Here is a 16,455-nt window from a genome sequence, read left to right on the forward strand (position 1 = left end):
CGGCGCGGCGCCCACGCTCAAGGCCGCCAGTGCCCTCAAGCAACTGCCGAGCCTGCCCAAGCTCAGCGCCCCCGCCAACCCGGCCAAGGGCCTGTTGAGCCATGAGGTGCTGGCATGACCGACGCCAAACAACGCGAAGCCCAGGTCGCCGTCGCCCCGCTGAACACCATCGACGCCAAGGACGTCGGCCGTGGCGCCGCCGCCTTCGACGCCTGGCTGCAGTCGGTCAGCGGCGGCTACGTCACCCTCGAACGGATCAAGACCGTGGCCGGCGCGCTGCCGGTGGTGGGCAACATCATGGCCTTGGTCGACGCCCTGGGCGACGTGGTGACCCTGGTCAAGAGCAAGAACCGCCAGCTGCTCGACTGGGTGAGCCTGGGCATCAACCTGATCGGCGTGCTGCCGGCGCCGCCGACCATGGCCGCGGCGCGCATGAGCCTGCGGCCGACCCTGTTCCTGGTGCGTCAGGAGCTGCGCAACAGCGCCAAGATGCTGCTGGGCGATTCGCTGATCCAGGTGCTGATCGGTCACCTCAACGCCACCATCGCCGGGACCATCGACGATTTCGTGGCCAAGGCCCAACCGAAGATCGCCAGCATTCTGGCCGACGCCGGTGCGCTGGGCACCAAGATGACCAACGAAATCGCCACCGGCCTTGAGAAAGTGGTCAAGGGCCAGTTGGATGCCAAGGGCGACCGCGCCAAGGCAAGCAAGCAGATGTCCGCTGCTGCCGACAAACTGCTCAACGACCCCAAGGCCGCCTTCAGCAACTTCTTCGGCGCCGTGCACAGCGCCTACAAGGCTGCCGGCAAGGGCCTGGCCAACAGTGCCACCAGCAAGCTGCTGCCGGATCAGATCAAAGCCAAGGTGCTGGCCAACACCAGCCAACTGCGCGCGCTGGGACCGGAAATGGCCCGGCAGTTCACCAAGCTGGCGGACCCTGCGACGCAGATGAGCATCGGCTGGATGCTGACGGTGCTGGGCGGTGCAGTGAAGGGCTTTCGCAAGCGCAACAAGAATGGGCAGTCAGGGGTGAGCAAGCCGGGTACCGTCACTAAGGTTGATCGGGAAAAACCGCACTCGCAACTGGGCAAGTCGGATGGCCAACATGATGCGATCGCCTCGACCAGCCCTATCGAGGAAAACTGTCCGATCCCCCTGCCTACGCCGCCTGCTCACAGCCCGAGCCATATCAGCTTCGCCATTGGCTCGGAATTCATCCTCCACACCGACTTCAGCCTGTCTGGCGCGTTCCCCATCGAGTGGCAGCGCATTTACCACTCTCGTTTGGCTGAGTATGACCGAGGCAACCTTGGGGCACGCTGGGTCACCGAGTTCACCACGTGCATCGATGTGGTAGACAAGGGCATCTTGTTCCACGACTTCGATGGGCGCAGCCATGCATTCGAGCTGCCTAAGGTGGAGCAGTCACTGTTCAATGCCATCGAGGATTTGTTACTGATCCGCAGCCGCGAAAACGAGTTGGTGATCTGCCGCGGCTTTGACCGCAAGGAATATTACCTGCGCGTCGGTGATCGCTATTTCTTGCAGAAGATCACGCTCAACAATGGCGCCGGTTGCATGTTGCACTACGAGCACCGTCACGAGGGGCGGCCAGTGCTTTCGGATGTGATTACCTACCAGGATGATCCGAGTCAGCTCCAGCGCCACCTTGGAACTTTGATTGATGATCATGGCCATGTCACCGGCCTATGGGAAATGCAGGACGGTCAGCCGCTACGCCAGCTGTGCGCCTACCACTACGATGATCAGGGAGATTTGGTCGCCGCCCAGGATGAACAGGGCGCGGCCTGGCACTACCAGTACCAGAATCATCTGGTGACCCGTTACACCGACCGCACCGGTCGCGGCATGAACCTACAGTGGGATGGCAGCGCCTTCGATGCCAAGGCCATCCGCGAATGGGCTGACGACGGCAGCTACGAGATACGCCTGGAGTGGGATGAAAATATTCGGCTGACCTACGTCACCGATGCCCATGGCCAAGAGACCTGGTACTACTACGACATCCTCGGCCACCTGTACCGCGTGCGCTACCCGGACGAGCGCTCGGAGTGGATCTTCCGTGACGAACGCAAGAAAGTGGTGCGCCATGTTCACACCGATGGCAGCGAAGACCGCTACGACTATGACGAACAAGGCAGTGTCATTCGCCATATCCGGGCCGACCACAGTCAGGTCCATATTGCTTACGACGACCGTCGTCATCCGATTAAGATTCGTGACGCCGAAGGTGGCCTGTGGCTGCGGGATTATGACCAAAAGGGCAACTTGGTCGAGACTACTGACCCGTTAGGCAACAAGACCGAGTACGCCTACACATCTTCGGGTCTGGTCAAGGCGATCAAGGATGCCAACGGCAATGAGAAGAAGCTGGCTTACAACGCGGCGGACCAACTGGTCGAGTACGTCGACTGCTCGGGCAAGACCAGTCAATGGGCATACGACGCCTTCGGTCAGTTGGTGCTGTTCACCGATGCGGCGGGTAATAAGACGGCTTACGAATACAAAGCCGGCCAACTGGCAAAAGTCATCCACCCGGACGCCACTGAAGAGCGTTTCGAGCGCGATGCTGAAGGTCGTCTGCTGGCTCACGTCGACGCGTTGGACCGTTGCACCACCTGGGCCTACAACGCTGTGGGCCTGCTCGCCGAGCGGGTGGATGCCAATGAACACACGCTGCGTTATCGCTGGGATAAACTGGGCCGCCTGATCGGCCTGGAGAACGAGAACGAGAGCAAGGCCAACTTCCTTTACGACCCGGTCGGGCGCTTGCTGCAAGAGCAAGGTTTCGATGGTCTGGTGACGCGTTACCAGTACGATCCTGATACGGGCCGGCTGGCCAGCACCCAAGTCGGCCAGCGCCGTATCGACATCACCTTCGACCCGGTGGGCCGGCTCGCTTCTCGCGTGGCCAGCCTGGGGGACCGGCGCCAGGAAGAAACCTTCGCTTACGACGGCAACGGCAACCTGATCCAGGCGATCAATGGGGCCAGCAAGCTGCAATGGTTTCATGACGAGGCGGGCAACCTGACTCGCGAGCATCAGTACTACCTCGGCACCGAGGTGCCGATGGTCGCAGTGTGGCAGCATGAGTACGACGCACTGAACCTGCGCACGGCGACGATTCGCCCGGATGGCCACAAGGTCAGCGTGCTCACCTACGGCAGCGGTCACATGCTGGGCATGACCCTCGATCAGCATGAGTTGCTCGCCTACGAGCGCGATGACCTGCACCGTGAAGTGGTGCGTCACCAGGGCAACCAGCTGATGCAGACCCAGAGCTGGGATCCGGCAGGGCGTCTGCAAGAGCAACTGCTGGGCAGCCATGACGGCAAGGCCACCTTGCTCAAGCGCCAGTACCAGTACGACGCAGTGGGGCAACTGACCGATATTCATGACACCCGCCGTGGCCATCTGGCCTATCAGTACGACCCCGTCGGCCGCTTGCTGCAAGCCACCAGCCGCCTTGGCGTGGAGACCTTCGCCTTCGACCCGGCCGGCAACCTGCTGGACGACAAGACCCAGGAACTCAACCGTCCGCTGGAAAGCGATCCGCGGCGCAACAAGCTGATGGACAACCTGCTGCGTGAATATGCCGGGACCCATTACCAGTACGACGAACGCGGCAACCTGATCCATCGCCTGCACAACGGCGAACAGGCGCGCCTCAGCTGGGACCTGTTCGACCGATTAGTCCGTTTCGACGATAGCAAGCTCAGCGTGGTGTACAGCTACGACGCCTTGGGCCGCCGTCTGCACAAACACTCCACCGCGCACCACCAGGACGATCCGCGCGCCGGTAGTGGTTGGAACCAGATGCAGCGGGCCAAGCGCCAGCGCGAACTGGGCTGCGGTTACACCTTATATGGTTGGGATGGCGATAACCTGGCCTGGGAAAGCTCACCGCCACAGGATGAAGGCGACACCGGGCGGACCGTGCATTACTTGTATGAGCCGGGCAGTTTCGTGCCAGTTGCCCAGGCGCTGCGCAAGAGTCCGATCCGCTTGCTACGCCAACCGGACTGGAGTGACCGGGAGTACGATTTCGATCAGGACCCGCTGTGGCAGCACGAGGTCAAGCCGCAGTCAATCGACGCGATTGCCTGGTACCAGTGCGACCACCTCGGCACGCCGATGGAACTTACCGACCACAACGGTGAGGTGGCCTGGACGGCGCAGTACAAGGCGTGGGGGGAGATCAAGGAAACCCGTTCCGAATGGGCCAAGCAGCTCGGGTTGACCAACCCGATTCGCTTCCAGGGCCAGTACCACGACCACGAGACCGGGCTGCATTACAACCGCTATCGGTACTATGATCCGAGGGCTGGGCGGTTCATCAGCCAGGACCCAATCAGCTATGCGGGTGGAATAAATCTTTTCGCGTATGCCCCTAATCCTATTGAATGGTTTGATGTATTTGGGTTGGCCCCCAAAAAGCAGTGCCCTATTTGTCAGGACGGTTCACATGGGCGTTCTAACAAGCAAGAGCGAATAAGGGCTCTGGCGGACGATGATAGGCAACCCGCATGGGTTCGCGGGTGGGTGAAAAATGATATGCGCCACATCAAGAACGGAAACAGAAAGGCGCTAAGGCTGCCTGGGAATTCACGCAATTCGAAAGGGAAGGGAAAAGAGTTGGCGCATGGTTATGGTACAGAAGCTAAAGATGGATTCTGTTATCGTCACTCTAAATTACAAGATGCAGACCTTCACAAGACGCAGCACAAGATTGGAGGCTATTAGAATGCATGATAAAAAGTTGAAAAATATATCCTCTCTTATGGCGGAAGAGCGGCTCGGGTATTTTGTCAGGAAAGTTTCTGATTTTGAGCAGGTTTGGGGGCTGTATGACGATGGTTGGGCTACATCTGGTTTGAATGGGAAAGAGGTTGTTCCGTTTTGGCCTGAAAAAGAGTTTGCGGAACTTTGTGCGAAAGATGAATGGAAAGGCTTCTCGCCGTGCTTAATTCCAATGAGCGATTTTCTGAATAAATGGCTTCCCGGAATGCATGCAGATTCTCGGCTGTGCCAAATATTTCCTGTGCCGAGTGACGGGGGGGTGGTAATGACGGCGACTAAACTTGAAGAGGCGCTAAGGGAAGAGTTAGAGCAATACGAGTAGTTTGGTTGTGTGGGTGAAAATTAAGAATAGCCCTATACCATTCAGGGTGATCGAACTGTGGTGGATAAAAAGAGGGCGATTTTTCTCTAATATCCGCCTGTTTAAGAAAAAAGGGGTTGTGGGTTTACGCTGTACGGTTGGGACGGCGACACACTCGCATGGGAAAGCTCACCGCCGCAGGATGAAGGTGACACAGGCCGTACAGTTCACTACCTGTATGAATCCGACGGTTTTGTCCCTGTGGCTCAGGCCGTCCGCAAGAGCCCTGTGCGCCTGCACAAGATCCCTGACTGGAGTCAACGCGACTATGACTTCGATGCGGACCCCCTGTGGCAGTACGAAACAAAGCCGAATCCGATTGATGTACTTGCCTGGTACCACTGTGATCACCTTGGTACGCCGATGGAGCTTACCGATCAGAATGGTGAAATGGCATGGGCTGGCCAATACAAGGCGTGGGGCGAGGTCAAGGAGGAGCGCTCGACGTGGGCCATCCAGCAGGGGCTGACAAATCCGATTCGTTTCCAGGGGCAGTATCACGATCAGGAAACGGGCCTGTATTACAACCTCAATCGATACTATCAGTCAGGATCCTATTGGCTTTGCGGGCGGGTTGAACCTGTTTGCCTATGCGCCAAACCCCGTGGAATGGGTCGACCCTCTTGGATTAGCTAAAAGGAAAAGACCACCTTCCCAGTACGCGAAACGAGATGGTGATGGTGCGACACCCGCGCAAATGAAAGCGAGCAAGAAGGGTGGCGGCACGCGACAAGGTCAAGCAGCTTGCCGCAAGAAACTGATCCAGAAGGCTAAGGCCAACTCGGGTGGGGTCTACACTTGCTGGCGTTGTGGACACACCTCCACCAACCCGGACGATATGCACCTTGGCCATAAGAACGTACCGACCTCCAAGGGGGCAACCTGGCGCCGGTCAACACCGATCTGGAAGGGGCTTCATGTAACTTGAGTGCAGGCAACAGTGGTTACGTTAAAGAAGGAATGTCATGTGTTGAACGAGGAAGCTGTGGAGCACCTTATGGGCGATAGCGAACAAACCGTACTAATCAAGGTGTTCGTGGCGGACGACGATGGTCCTGTCTACGAGGAGCTCCCTGCTCTCCAGAAAGGGCCGAGTACCTATGAGCTGTTGTCCTCCCCAGGCCTGGCACTGAACCTGGCCAAGGGAGACCTGGTCTCGATCATCGATCCTAATACGCCTGCCCAGGTGTTGAAGCGAGGTGGTAATTTTTGCATCCAGATCTATGCAGACCACATTCCCGATAAAGACATCACTTCCCTCGAGCGTGATGTAAATGCTTTGTTGGGGGGGACACTTGATGGTGTTCACGAAGGGAACTTGGCGTTGAGTGTGCCCGCGCGAAACGGTATGGACAGACTTGAGGAAGTCTTCGACGGATTCACCGAAAGGACGGGTATTCAGTGGTATTACGCTAATATCTACAAGAATTTCGAGGGCGAAGATGACGAGACGTTGTTGAACTGGTGGTTGGATAGTTAATTTATACTTTTTGGGTGAGCTCACCATTATTGGTTTCACGCTGTGGGCGTGCTGCAGGGCGGTTTGACAGTGACCGCCCTTGCGGTGTTACTCGCAGGTATAGGAAGCCCGCAGCGCCATGATATACAACTACCACGAAGCCCCGCCCAGCCGCGAGCAGGCTGAAGTATGTAAACGCTACGAGGTATCGCCGAAGGCACCGGAAGACCGTGTGGCGATTGCTTTGGGCACGCTCAAGGAAAACCCTATTTATGGTGTGCGTATCGAGTGTCCGGAAGGTGGCACGGTAAGTTGGTTCTTTTATTGCGGTGAGTACTCTGAGGAGGATGACTTTTACCAGGTCATCCACACGCGGCACTTATACGAAGAACTGCCCGAGGTGGTGAACTATCTGTACCTACCTGAGGGAAGCAAATTCATCATCGACCGGGAAGGCTATGAGGATGTCTGGTTCGAGGAGTGAGGCCGCAAGGGCAGAGCCCACGGATAGCTGATGTGCTACCTGTCGTGGGCAGTGAATAGCGGCCCGCGATCGATTTCTACCTTGTATGCACGACTTCAACGCTGGGCCAAAAAAGGGGACGGATTTATTTTTGCTGCTCTGAAGTAGAGAAAGTAAATCCGTCCCCTTTTTCGATGAGCCGGGGGAAGCGGTTCTGCATCTGGGCTTTTCGTTCCAAGGCGCTCACTGCGAACTGCACTTCAAGTACATCGGGGCCTAGGGCTTATGCAGAAAATTCATTTTCCATTGGTCATCGTCGACGACTATCCACCTGTCTCCAGCGAAGGGGTATGGGCACAACCGTTGGATGACGGCACGTTCCGGGTCGACAATATTCCCTTCTACAGCCGGGACGCCTGCCTTGATGATCGGGTCAGTGTAATAAGGGGAATGGATGGCGAATGGCTGTTTCAACGAGTAGAACAGGACTCCGGCAACAGCACGCTACGCATCATCTTCTTCGCTCAAGGGGTGCCGGCCATCGAGACGGTGCTGGAGGGGTTGGAGAACATGGGCTGTGGCTGGGAGGGGCTGAGCCAACGGTTCTTCTCGATCAACGTGCCTGCGACGGTAAGCTTCGATGCTGTGGTCGAGCGGCTTGACCCGTTGGCCGAACGTGAATGGCTGGACTACGAGTACGGACTGATCCGGCAATGAACGGCTGACGGCAATGAGGAGGGAAAGACCGGTTGGACAAGGCAGCCTTCGAGCAATGGAAAATGCAACTTGAGTTACTCGACCGTTACGAAAACCAGGCGGACTGCCAGGTGTTTCTCGCAATGGTGGAGGCGGTAACGCACTGCCTGAGCGATGACGTCATCGATGTGCTGCTGGGGACCTTTGGCAATGCGCACGACCATGGTGTGCAGGAATCAGTGATGCGCGTGCTCGACCAGGCACCGCCCCAGCGATATGCAGCGCGGCTTGCCGCCGGTTTCGAAGCGCTGATGGAGGCTTCCAGCGAGCGCGAATGGCCGCTGATTCTGTTAGGGCGGCTTTTCAACAGCAATGGTGATAGCGGCGCGGCTGCACTGCTGGAGCAGGTGGCAAAAGGTGATGTACTGCATGCCTTCCTGCGCAGCGATGGCTTTATCGAGGAATATCCACAAGCCGAAGTGCTTCTGCCCAGATATGGCTTGTGAGGGGCATCGTTTAATGAATGACAGGTTTACAAGGATGCAGACGCTGAGGCTGCACAACGAAGGAGTGTTGAATTGACGGATACGCAAATGTCCCGCCTGGAGAAACTGTTGTCGATCTCAGGCGAACCCCTGGCCTTGCCCGACACGCTCGACATTCGGAGCCGGGACTTGGCGGGCACGAGGGCCGATGAGTTGGAAGGCCTGTTGTTGCGGCGCAATGGTTTCTACGCGTTTGAAAGCGCGTTGCATGTGTTTGCCACAGGAGCGACCGCGCCGGGTAGCGAATCCAGCCTGCAGCAGTGGAATGCCCCGGAGCTGTGGCGCTTCGAATTCCCTGAGCTGGAAGATGCGCCGGTGCTGTTCTTCGCCGAGGATGTGTTCGGCGTGCAGTTCTGCCTGCGCCAGGGCCAGGTGCACACGTTCGAGCCGGAGACCGGCAAGTTCGAATACCTGGCCGATGACCTGGAGGGTTGGGCCGCGGCTATCCTGGCCGATTACAAGTTCCTGACCGGATGGCCGCTGGCGAATGCCTGGCAAGCGCTGCACGGTCCCTTGGCCCAGGGCCAGCGGTTGCTGCCCATCACGGGGTTTGCCTTCGGCGGTGCATTCGCGGTGGAGAACCTGCGCATGGGTGATGCCATCGAGGGTATGCGCTACCGGGGCTGCATCGCACAGCAGATGAAGGGGATGGCCGCTGGCACCGTGGTGAAGTTCACGGTCTCCTGATGGCCCCTCGGGATGCCAAACGGATTGATGGCCTATGGCCTGCGATCCACTGCGCTATGTTAGGCTTTCGCCATCGGCAGCGACGCCTCCCTTCTGACACGGAGTTCACCCCATGAAAGACATCATCCGCCTTGGCGATTCCACCACCCACGGTGGCAAGGTGCTCGGCTCCTTCGGCAACACCAACGTCAACGGCAAGCCCATCGCGGGTGTCGGGCACATGGTCAGTTGCCCGCTGTGCAAGGGCGTGTTCCCGATTGTCGAGGGCAGCGCCACCTACAACGTCGACGGCACGCCGGTGGCCCTCGACGGGCACAAGACCGCTTGCGGCGCGGCGTTGATTGCCAGTGGGCCGAAGAGTGGTGTGGCCAGTTGAGGTTGGCCAGCAGGTACGACACATAGCCTCTGGACACGTTTCCTCTAGTGCAGGCCGGCTTTGCCGGCGTTCGCCAGCAAGCTGGCTCCTACGGGGCTGCGGTGATGCTCTGGATCAGCGCATAACCTGTAGGAGCGGGTTTACCCGCGAAGGCGTCGGACGCTTCACCCTCATGTTCGCGGGCAAGCGGTGAGCCAAGCAGCCGGTTGACTTCGTGTAGGTCGCTTTCCATCAGGCCGCCCACGGCTGCCTTCAAGCGCAGCTGGGCCTGCAGGGTGTCGTAGCGCGCTCGGGACAACTGTTGCACGATGTCGGTGAAACGCCCCTGGGCCTCCAGCACGTCGATGCTCACGCGCACCCCCACCCGATAACCCAGCCGGTTGGCCTCCAACGCCGACCTGGCCGAGATTCTCGCTGCCTCCAGCGCCTGCACCTGGGCCCTGCCATCGAGTACGCCCAGCCAGGCTTCACGCACCTGCAACTGCGCGGTGCGCTTGGCTTCCTCGTACTGGGCCTCGCCCTGGGCACTCAATGCCTGGGCCTGGCGCACCGCCGAGCTGGGGCGCCCGCCCGCGTACAGCGGCAGGCTGAGGCGCAGGCTGACACTGGTAAGGTCGCTGCGCGCGGCGCCGATGTTCGGCTGCTGCTGTACACCTTGGCTCGCCACCAGGTCGAGCGTGGGCAGGTGCTCGGCCTTGCGGCTGCGTACTTCGTTCTGTGCGATGGCCAGGCGCAAGGCTTGCGTCTGCACCTCGTAGGCGTCCTGCTGTGCCGCCGCCAACCAGGCGCCGATATCGGTGGGGAGTGGTGGGGCCAGGCTCACGCCCTCGCGCAGGCCCTGCAGGGGCCCAGGTGTTCGGCCGATGATCCGCGCCAGTAGGTGGCGGGCCAGTTCGACCTGGCTGCCGGCCTTTATCGAGGCAGCCAGGGCCGCATCCGCGCTGGCCTGCGCCTCGTGCACGTCGGCGATGCTGACGTTGCCCAGCTCGAAATGCTTGCGGGCGCTGGCCAGTTGCTGGATGTCGGCGGCATGTTGCTGGCGCAGGGCATCCACGCTCGCCTCCGCGCTCAGGATCGTGAAGTACGCCTCGGCCACGCGCAGCAGCAGCGCCTGGCGCGCTTCGTGGTAACGGCTGATGGCCAGGGCGGTCTGCTGGCTGCCTTGTTGGTACTGAACCCAGCTCTTCCAGCGGAACAACGGTTGCACCAGTTGTAGGCTGTAGGTCTGGCTCTGACGGCGATAGGTCATCGCCTCGTTGTCGAGCTGGTACTGGGTGCGGTTCCAGGCGTTCTGCGCCTGCAGGGACAGTTCGGGCAGCAGGCCGGCGCGGGCTTGAACCTCGCCTTCCAGGCCGGCCTGGTGCTCGGCCTGGGCCGCCGACCATTGCTGGTCGTTGAGCAGGGCGTCCTGGTAGATGCTGAGCAGGTCGTCGGCCTGGGTGGGCAGCGCCAGGCAACCCAGGGCCAAGGCGAGCAGGCGTGCGGCAAGAGGCATCAGGCAAGCTCCGGCAGGGCTGTGCGCCGCCAGTCCTCGATGATCGCCCCTTTCTCCAGGCGCACCACGCGGTTGGCCAGGGCGATGGTCTCCTGGCGATGGGCGATGCTCACGCGGGTCATGCGCATTTGCTGCATGGCTTTTGCCACGCATTGCTCACTGTGCAGGTCCAGGTGGCTGGTGGCTTCGTCCAGGGCCAGGATCTTCGGTTGCCTGTACAGCGCCCGCGCCAGCAGCAAGCGTTGCCGCTGGCCACCGGACAGGCCGCTGCCCATTTCCGCCACCAGGGTCTGGTAGCCCATGGGCATCTGGCTGATCGTGTCGTGGATATGGGCATGCCGCGCCGCTGTTTCGATCCCGCCCTGATCGGCGTGGGGATCGAAGCAGGCAATGTTCTCGGCGAGGGAGCCGGCCAGCAGATGATCGTCCTGCATCACCGCGCCTACTAGGTTGCGCAGTCCCTCGACCCCCAGTTGGCGCACCGGAATGTCGCCGATGCGTATTTCGCCTTCGCTGGGTTGCAGCAGGCCGAGCATCAGCTTGAACAGCGTGGACTTGCCGCAGCCCGATGCGCCGACGATCGCCAGCGAGTCGCCGGCGGCAATGGTCAGGGACAGGTTGCGCAGGACCCAGGGCTCGCCCTCGGCATAGCGGAAGGAGACATCCCGGAACTCCAGGCAGGGCTCGATGCGCTGCACGTCGGTTTCCAACTGCGCCCTCGGTTCGGCGGGTTCCAGGGCGATATCCGCCAGGCGCTCGGCATGCAGCGACAGCATCCTGATCTCGACCCCCAGGTCGATCAGCTTGCTGGCGCGCCCGGTGAACTGGCTCTTGTAGGCCAGGAAGGCGAGCAACATGCCCAGCGACAACCCGCCCTCCAGCACCACCAGGCCGCCGACGTACAGCAGCAACATGCCTTCGATGCCGAAGATCAGGGTATTGAGGCTGGCGAATGCCAGCAGCATCTTCTGGGTGGCGACGTCGCGGTTCTGCACATCGGCCAGCAGGTTCTGCCAGGTGGCCAGGCGCGCCGAGGTCATGTTGAACAGTTTCAGTGGCATGACCGTGCGGATGGTTTCGAGGAAGTACGAGTTCTCCCGGGCGGCCAGCACGATTCGCTCTTCCGAGGCATTGCGCAAGGGGTGGTAGAACGCCAGGCGCAGGGCCGCGTACAGCAGCACCGCCACCCCCACGATGCCGGTCAGCGTGGTGCTGTACAGCAGCATCATCCCTAAAGTGATGAAGGTGACCAGGCCATCCAGCACCACGGTGACGGCGCCATTGGTGAAGACCGTGCGGATGGCTGCCAGTGACTGGAAACGCGCGGTGATGTCCCCCAGCTGGCGCTTTTCGAAGAACGGCCAGGGCAGGCGCAACAGATGGCTGAAGAGGTTGCCCGACCATTGCAGGGCCAGTTGCTGGTTGAGGCGCAGGTTCATCCAGCCCCGGGCCATGCGCAGGGCAAAGTCGACCAACAGCAACAGGCAGCCACCCATCACGGCCAGCAACAACAAGTGGCGGTCGGCGGAAACCAGGGCGCCGTCGACCACCCACTGTGTGACTTGGGGCGAGAGCAGGGCCACCACTTCCAGCGCCAGGGCCAGCACCAGGATGTTGCCCAGCGCGCGCTTGAGCCCCTGCACCCGGCCGGTCAATGCCCTCAGGCGCAGACGGGGCTTGTGCTGGGCGGGCACGAACTCGGCGTTGGGCGAAAGCTCCAGGGCCACCCCGGTGAAGTGCCGGGAGGCTTCTTCCAACGTGATCACCAGGCGACCACGGGCCGGGTCGAGTATCACCAGGCGGGCAGCCTTGAATGCCTCCAGTACCACGAAATGGTTCAGGTTCCAGTGCAGGATGCAGGGGGTACGCAGTTGGCGGATTTCTTCCAGCTCAAGGCGCAAAGGCCGACAGGTGAACGCCAGGTGCTGGGCATGGCGGATCAGCTGCGCCAGGCTGGTGCCCTTGCTTGAAACGGCAAAGCGCCGGCGCAGGGTCGCCAGGTCCAGATGCAGGCCATGGGCGGCGGCGATCATCACCAGGCAGGCCAGGCCGCACTCCTGGCTTTCGGCCTGCAGGGTCACGCGCACGGTCTGAATATCCTGACTGGAGATGGCAGCCTGCTGCTCATGGGCGGCTCAACTCCAGGATGTCCTGGCAGCACAGGTCGTGAATCAGGGTTCGAAGTTTGGTGGGGGCCATATCGGCCAGGGCAGCCATGAGCTGGTCCAGACGGACTCCTGGCTGGTCATCGATGCAGCGCACCACGCGCAACGCCGATTCATCCAGAGTGATTCGAGAACCATTGGCGATCAGGCGACCCTGAGCGATCGACGCTGTACGGTTGGTGGCAAGTCGTAACTGAGCATCATCTGGTAAAGGTGCCATGGCGGGGTTGCCGAAGAGATCTATGGCCAGTGGCGTATCGATACGCTGAGCCGCGTCAAAAGCCTCCATGAACTGTTGGTAGTGATCAGGATCGGTAAGGCGCTCAGCCAGTTGAGCGGCGAGTGACGACAGGTTGTCGCGGTCGTGCTCGAAGCTGCTCATCGACTGGCGCGCAGCCAGCAACTCCGGGAGCTTCTGCGTTGTCCAGTGCAGGTAGTCCAGGGTGTTGGCTGGGAAGGTGCCGACGGAAAGATGGAACGTTTCTTCCTCGAAGGGCAGCGGGTTGTGCCACCAGCCTCGTGGTAGGTAAAGGATGTCGCCTGGCTCAAGGACAAGATCCATGCAGGGCTCGGTTGGGCAGGGATAATCATGCTCCAGGTCTTTGCTCTGCTGCATGAACAATGGCTCGGCGAAACTTGGCGGGTAGATGAGCCAGCGTTTGCGACCGATCAACTGGATGGCGAATATGTCCCGGGTGTCCCAGTGGGTCTGGAAGGATGCCTGAGGGCCGAAGGCGGCATATACGCTGCTGACGGTTTGTCGGCCTGTGAAGTGCGCCACCTGGCGGGCCAGGGCGTGGATCTTGGGTTCGTTGACGAGCTTGTTGGCGATCAGGGTTGCGCCATTCTTGAGATGCTCATAGACCGCCGACTTGATCAGGCGGTGCCTGACCATGCCGACGTCATAGTAGGTTTCGATGTACTCCTGCTTGGGGACCAGGCCGTTGTGGAGGATCTTGAAGTCGTCTGTATCAATAGACGCTCGCTCGATGATCTCATTGGCGTCGGGCCAGGAAAATGATAGCGGTGTGCTAATGGCCTTACTGATTACAAGCGGCGATTTACCTTGGTGAAGGCTAATGAAGTCGTGCTTCGTGATTTTGAAGTTAATAATCATGATTGTCGATATGAAAGGTATCTTGAGGTCGGTGTTTGGAATGTTGATTATGTGTGGGTGAGGCGTGGTCTAGTTTTCCAGGCATAGGTAATTAATCAACTGATGCGACCATCTGTTGGAGAGGTAAGCTGATAGGATGGTTGAAGGGAATAATAGTAGAAATAGCTCGAGCGATTTTGATGTTCGCCAGCCGGATATCAAAAGTAGTGCCTTGATGATGAGCACACCGGCCAGCATTAAGAGTGATGATGAGAAAAACTGTACGGCGCCAACACAAGTCATATTTGGCTTCTCTGAGTAAGGATGGGTTTTATGTTCGTATGGGGGACGTCACTCAACGGTTGTAGTTGGTTTCGGCAGCATCCAGCCCACGGTTTGTCACTCTACCCATCATTCCCCAATGAAAAAATAATTTCTCCGACCCCTATGAAAACTGTGGCGCTGGCATAGACTCCAGCAGGTTCGGCAATGATTCGATTGGCTGGATTGCCCGGGAGGGGATGTATTTCTGCTTTTGGCGAAGTGAGGGTTATTCTAAGATTCTGCAGTTAATTTGTCAGTCCGAGTAGGGAACCTAGAGCTTGTGAGTAGGTGTTTGTGATGTGGGGCGCAATTATGGCGGGCGCTCCGGTGAGCAATGAAAATTCTAGAGGCTCTGGAATTCTTGGTTTAAATGTTAGAAGAAATATTTTTATTAGGATGCAACTGATCAGTGCTACGCCTACTCTGAGTCTGATTGCTTCGGGGACTCCATGTCTATCATTTGATTATGCCTAAGGCGATGGCCAGTGTGCGTGACCATTTATCGGCGATGTGGAGCGCTGTTAATGTGGGTAAGGTGATGGTGGACGGAAGATATAATGAGTCTGATATATCTCTATTTAAATAAAAAAGTATGCGCTTTATTGCAAGCAGGATTGTCAGGCTTGCGCCTATTGTGAGTGCAAATTTTAATGCGCCTAAGGCATCCATATTTCAATTGTCCATAGCCGATGGCGCGCATTGGAAGTGTGGTTTTAACGGCTATCGGTTGTAGTTAGTCCCGGCGGCATTCATCCAATTACTCATCATTCCGCCTGCCATACCGCCATAAAAACTGGCCTGTGTGCCTGCGATAGCTCCGACTGCAACGGCTTGCGCACCCGCAGGGCCTGCTATGATGCCGCTGATGGCACCTGCCGCTACAGTCGTTGCGAAACCATTCATTGAGCCTTCGCCTTTCATGCGTTGGTATCCGATGTAGCCGGCCCCCGCGACGGCTGCACCGACAACAGTCTCGGGATACCGTACCCGCCTGCGATGAGTTCGAGTTCTCCGATTTGTAAAATCGTCATGGCGTACTCCCTAAATTGCTGTTTATTTTATAAGCCCTAGTAAGGAACCTATTGAGTGTGAATAAGTACTTGTAATATGGGCTGCGATTATGGCGGGGGCTCCGGTGAGAAGTGAAAATTCTAGAGGTTCTGGAATTTTAGGTTTAAATATTACAAGGAGTATTTTTATTATGATGCAGCTGATGAGTGCTACACCTACTGTGAGGCTGAGTCTAATGGCTTCGATAGTTTCCAATGTTTCCTGTCCTTGCTTGTGGGTACTGATTGTTATTGGGCTTTGTATGTGCGCGCTAGCGGTTGTAATTCGTCCCGGCGGAGTTCATCCAGTTCACAGTCGTTCCGGTTGCCATGCCACCGTAAAACATGACATGGCTGCCTAAAATTCCTGACGAGGTTGCCGCTTGTGCGCCTGCAGGCCCAAGCACGAAGCCAGAGACAGCGCCCAATGCAACGGCTCCGGCAAAGTCCTTGAGCGAGCCTTCACCAATCATCGTTTGATAACCGACATAGCCGGCGCCTCCAGAAATAGCCCCCGCAACTGCCCCGCCAACGCCATGACCGCCTGCAACTAGTTCAAGCTCGTCAATACATAAATCCTTCACAATGATGCTCCTGGTTATCGAAGTGTTAATTTGGCCTTTCATACCTGAAGCGATAAAATATGGCGGTATTAATGCTTATGCCTGATTTGGAAGATAGTTCAGTTCTGTAAGGAGGTACATCCGGCAGATGTCGTGGTGGCAACTGATGGTTGCATTGCTATCAGTGTCGAACGAGAGCGCGTGCTGTATTTTCGTAGTAGGGAAGAAACATGGTCTCGTGCTGTGTAGTCGCTGATGTGCAAGTCAAGTGCAATTTGCTTGTTTGTTTTGCCGAGCAGAAGTAACCGCAGGACCTCTGACTCGCGTCGCGTCAAGTTCATGATTTACCCAT

13 protein-coding genes and 1 pseudogene are annotated in these 16,455 nt (G+C 58.5%); 9 read left to right on the forward strand and 5 right to left on the reverse strand.

Going from position 1 to position 16,455, the window contains the following annotated elements:
• The first annotated feature begins 114 nt into the window (after positions 1-114).
• The 9 genes and pseudogenes from NGM28_RS21245 (at position 115) to NGM28_RS21285 (ending at position 9,411) form a co-directional block, all read left to right on the forward strand.
• Positions 115-4,767 carry an RHS repeat-associated core domain-containing protein gene (locus NGM28_RS21245; RefSeq protein WP_252091312.1) on the forward strand — a complete coding sequence of 1,551 codons (4,653 nt, stop codon included), beginning with the start codon at positions 115-117 and terminating at the stop codon, positions 4,765-4,767.
• Between the two features lies 1 nt (position 4,768).
• Entirely contained in the window at positions 4,769-5,146 is a 378-nt protein-coding gene (locus NGM28_RS21250) for a DUF2750 domain-containing protein (RefSeq protein WP_252091313.1), read from the forward strand.
• A 114-nt stretch (positions 5,147-5,260) separates the two neighbouring features.
• Positions 5,261-5,825 (forward strand): annotated as a pseudogene (locus tag NGM28_RS21255) (RHS repeat-associated core domain-containing protein); the annotation flags it as partial.
• A 357-nt stretch (positions 5,826-6,182) separates the two neighbouring features.
• On the forward strand, positions 6,183-6,665 hold the full coding sequence (locus NGM28_RS21260; protein ID WP_252091354.1) for a DUF4265 domain-containing protein: 483 nt from the start codon (positions 6,183-6,185) through the stop codon (positions 6,663-6,665).
• A 118-nt stretch (positions 6,666-6,783) separates the two neighbouring features.
• Complete coding sequence (locus NGM28_RS21265) at positions 6,784-7,128, forward strand: immunity protein Imm33 domain-containing protein (RefSeq protein ID WP_252091314.1); 345 nt, start codon at positions 6,784-6,786, stop codon at positions 7,126-7,128.
• Between the two features lie 264 nt (positions 7,129-7,392).
• Complete coding sequence (locus NGM28_RS21270) at positions 7,393-7,824, forward strand: DUF4265 domain-containing protein (RefSeq protein WP_252091315.1); 432 nt, start codon at positions 7,393-7,395, stop codon at positions 7,822-7,824.
• Positions 7,825-7,856: 32 nt separating this feature from the next.
• Positions 7,857-8,309, forward strand: a complete 453-nt coding sequence (locus NGM28_RS21275; RefSeq protein WP_252091316.1) for a hypothetical protein — start codon at positions 7,857-7,859, stop codon at positions 8,307-8,309.
• Positions 8,310-8,381: 72 nt separating this feature from the next.
• Complete coding sequence (locus tag NGM28_RS21280; RefSeq protein ID WP_252091317.1) at positions 8,382-9,035, forward strand: DUF2625 family protein; 654 nt, start codon at positions 8,382-8,384, stop codon at positions 9,033-9,035.
• 112 nt (positions 9,036-9,147) lie between these two features.
• Positions 9,148-9,411 carry a PAAR domain-containing protein gene (locus NGM28_RS21285; protein ID WP_011531938.1) on the forward strand — a complete coding sequence of 88 codons (264 nt, stop codon included), beginning with the start codon at positions 9,148-9,150 and terminating at the stop codon, positions 9,409-9,411.
• A gap of 88 nt (positions 9,412-9,499) precedes the next feature.
• Here the strand turns inward: NGM28_RS21285 and NGM28_RS21290 are convergent, their stop codons facing one another.
• The 5 genes from NGM28_RS21290 to NGM28_RS21310 form a co-directional block, all read right to left on the reverse strand.
• The gene (locus NGM28_RS21290; RefSeq protein ID WP_252091318.1) at positions 9,500-10,906 is read right to left on the reverse strand and encodes a TolC family outer membrane protein; all 1,407 of its coding nucleotides are present in this window, start codon (positions 10,904-10,906) and stop codon (positions 9,500-9,502) included.
• Complete coding sequence (locus tag NGM28_RS21295; protein WP_252091319.1) at positions 10,906-12,993, reverse strand: peptidase domain-containing ABC transporter; 2,088 nt, start codon at positions 12,991-12,993, stop codon at positions 10,906-10,908. The genes NGM28_RS21290 and NGM28_RS21295 overlap by 1 nt, the downstream gene beginning before the upstream one ends.
• Before the next feature lie 37 nt (positions 12,994-13,030).
• Positions 13,031-14,188: a JmjC domain-containing protein gene (locus NGM28_RS21300; RefSeq protein ID WP_240066532.1), complete on the reverse strand. Its 1,158-nt coding sequence runs from the start codon at positions 14,186-14,188 to the stop codon at positions 13,031-13,033.
• Positions 14,189-15,812: 1,624 nt separating this feature from the next.
• Entirely contained in the window at positions 15,813-16,124 is a 312-nt protein-coding gene (locus NGM28_RS21305) for a hypothetical protein (protein ID WP_240066531.1), read from the reverse strand.
• Positions 16,125-16,222: 98 nt separating this feature from the next.
• Positions 16,223-16,444 carry a response regulator transcription factor gene (locus NGM28_RS21310; RefSeq protein ID WP_240066530.1) on the reverse strand — a complete coding sequence of 74 codons (222 nt, stop codon included), beginning with the start codon at positions 16,442-16,444 and terminating at the stop codon, positions 16,223-16,225.
• Positions 16,445-16,455: the final 11 nt, after the last annotated feature.

The organism is Pseudomonas sp. MWU13-3659 (assembly GCF_023757525.1).
Classification (GTDB): Bacteria; Pseudomonadota; Gammaproteobacteria; order Pseudomonadales; family Pseudomonadaceae; genus Aquipseudomonas; species Aquipseudomonas entomophila_E.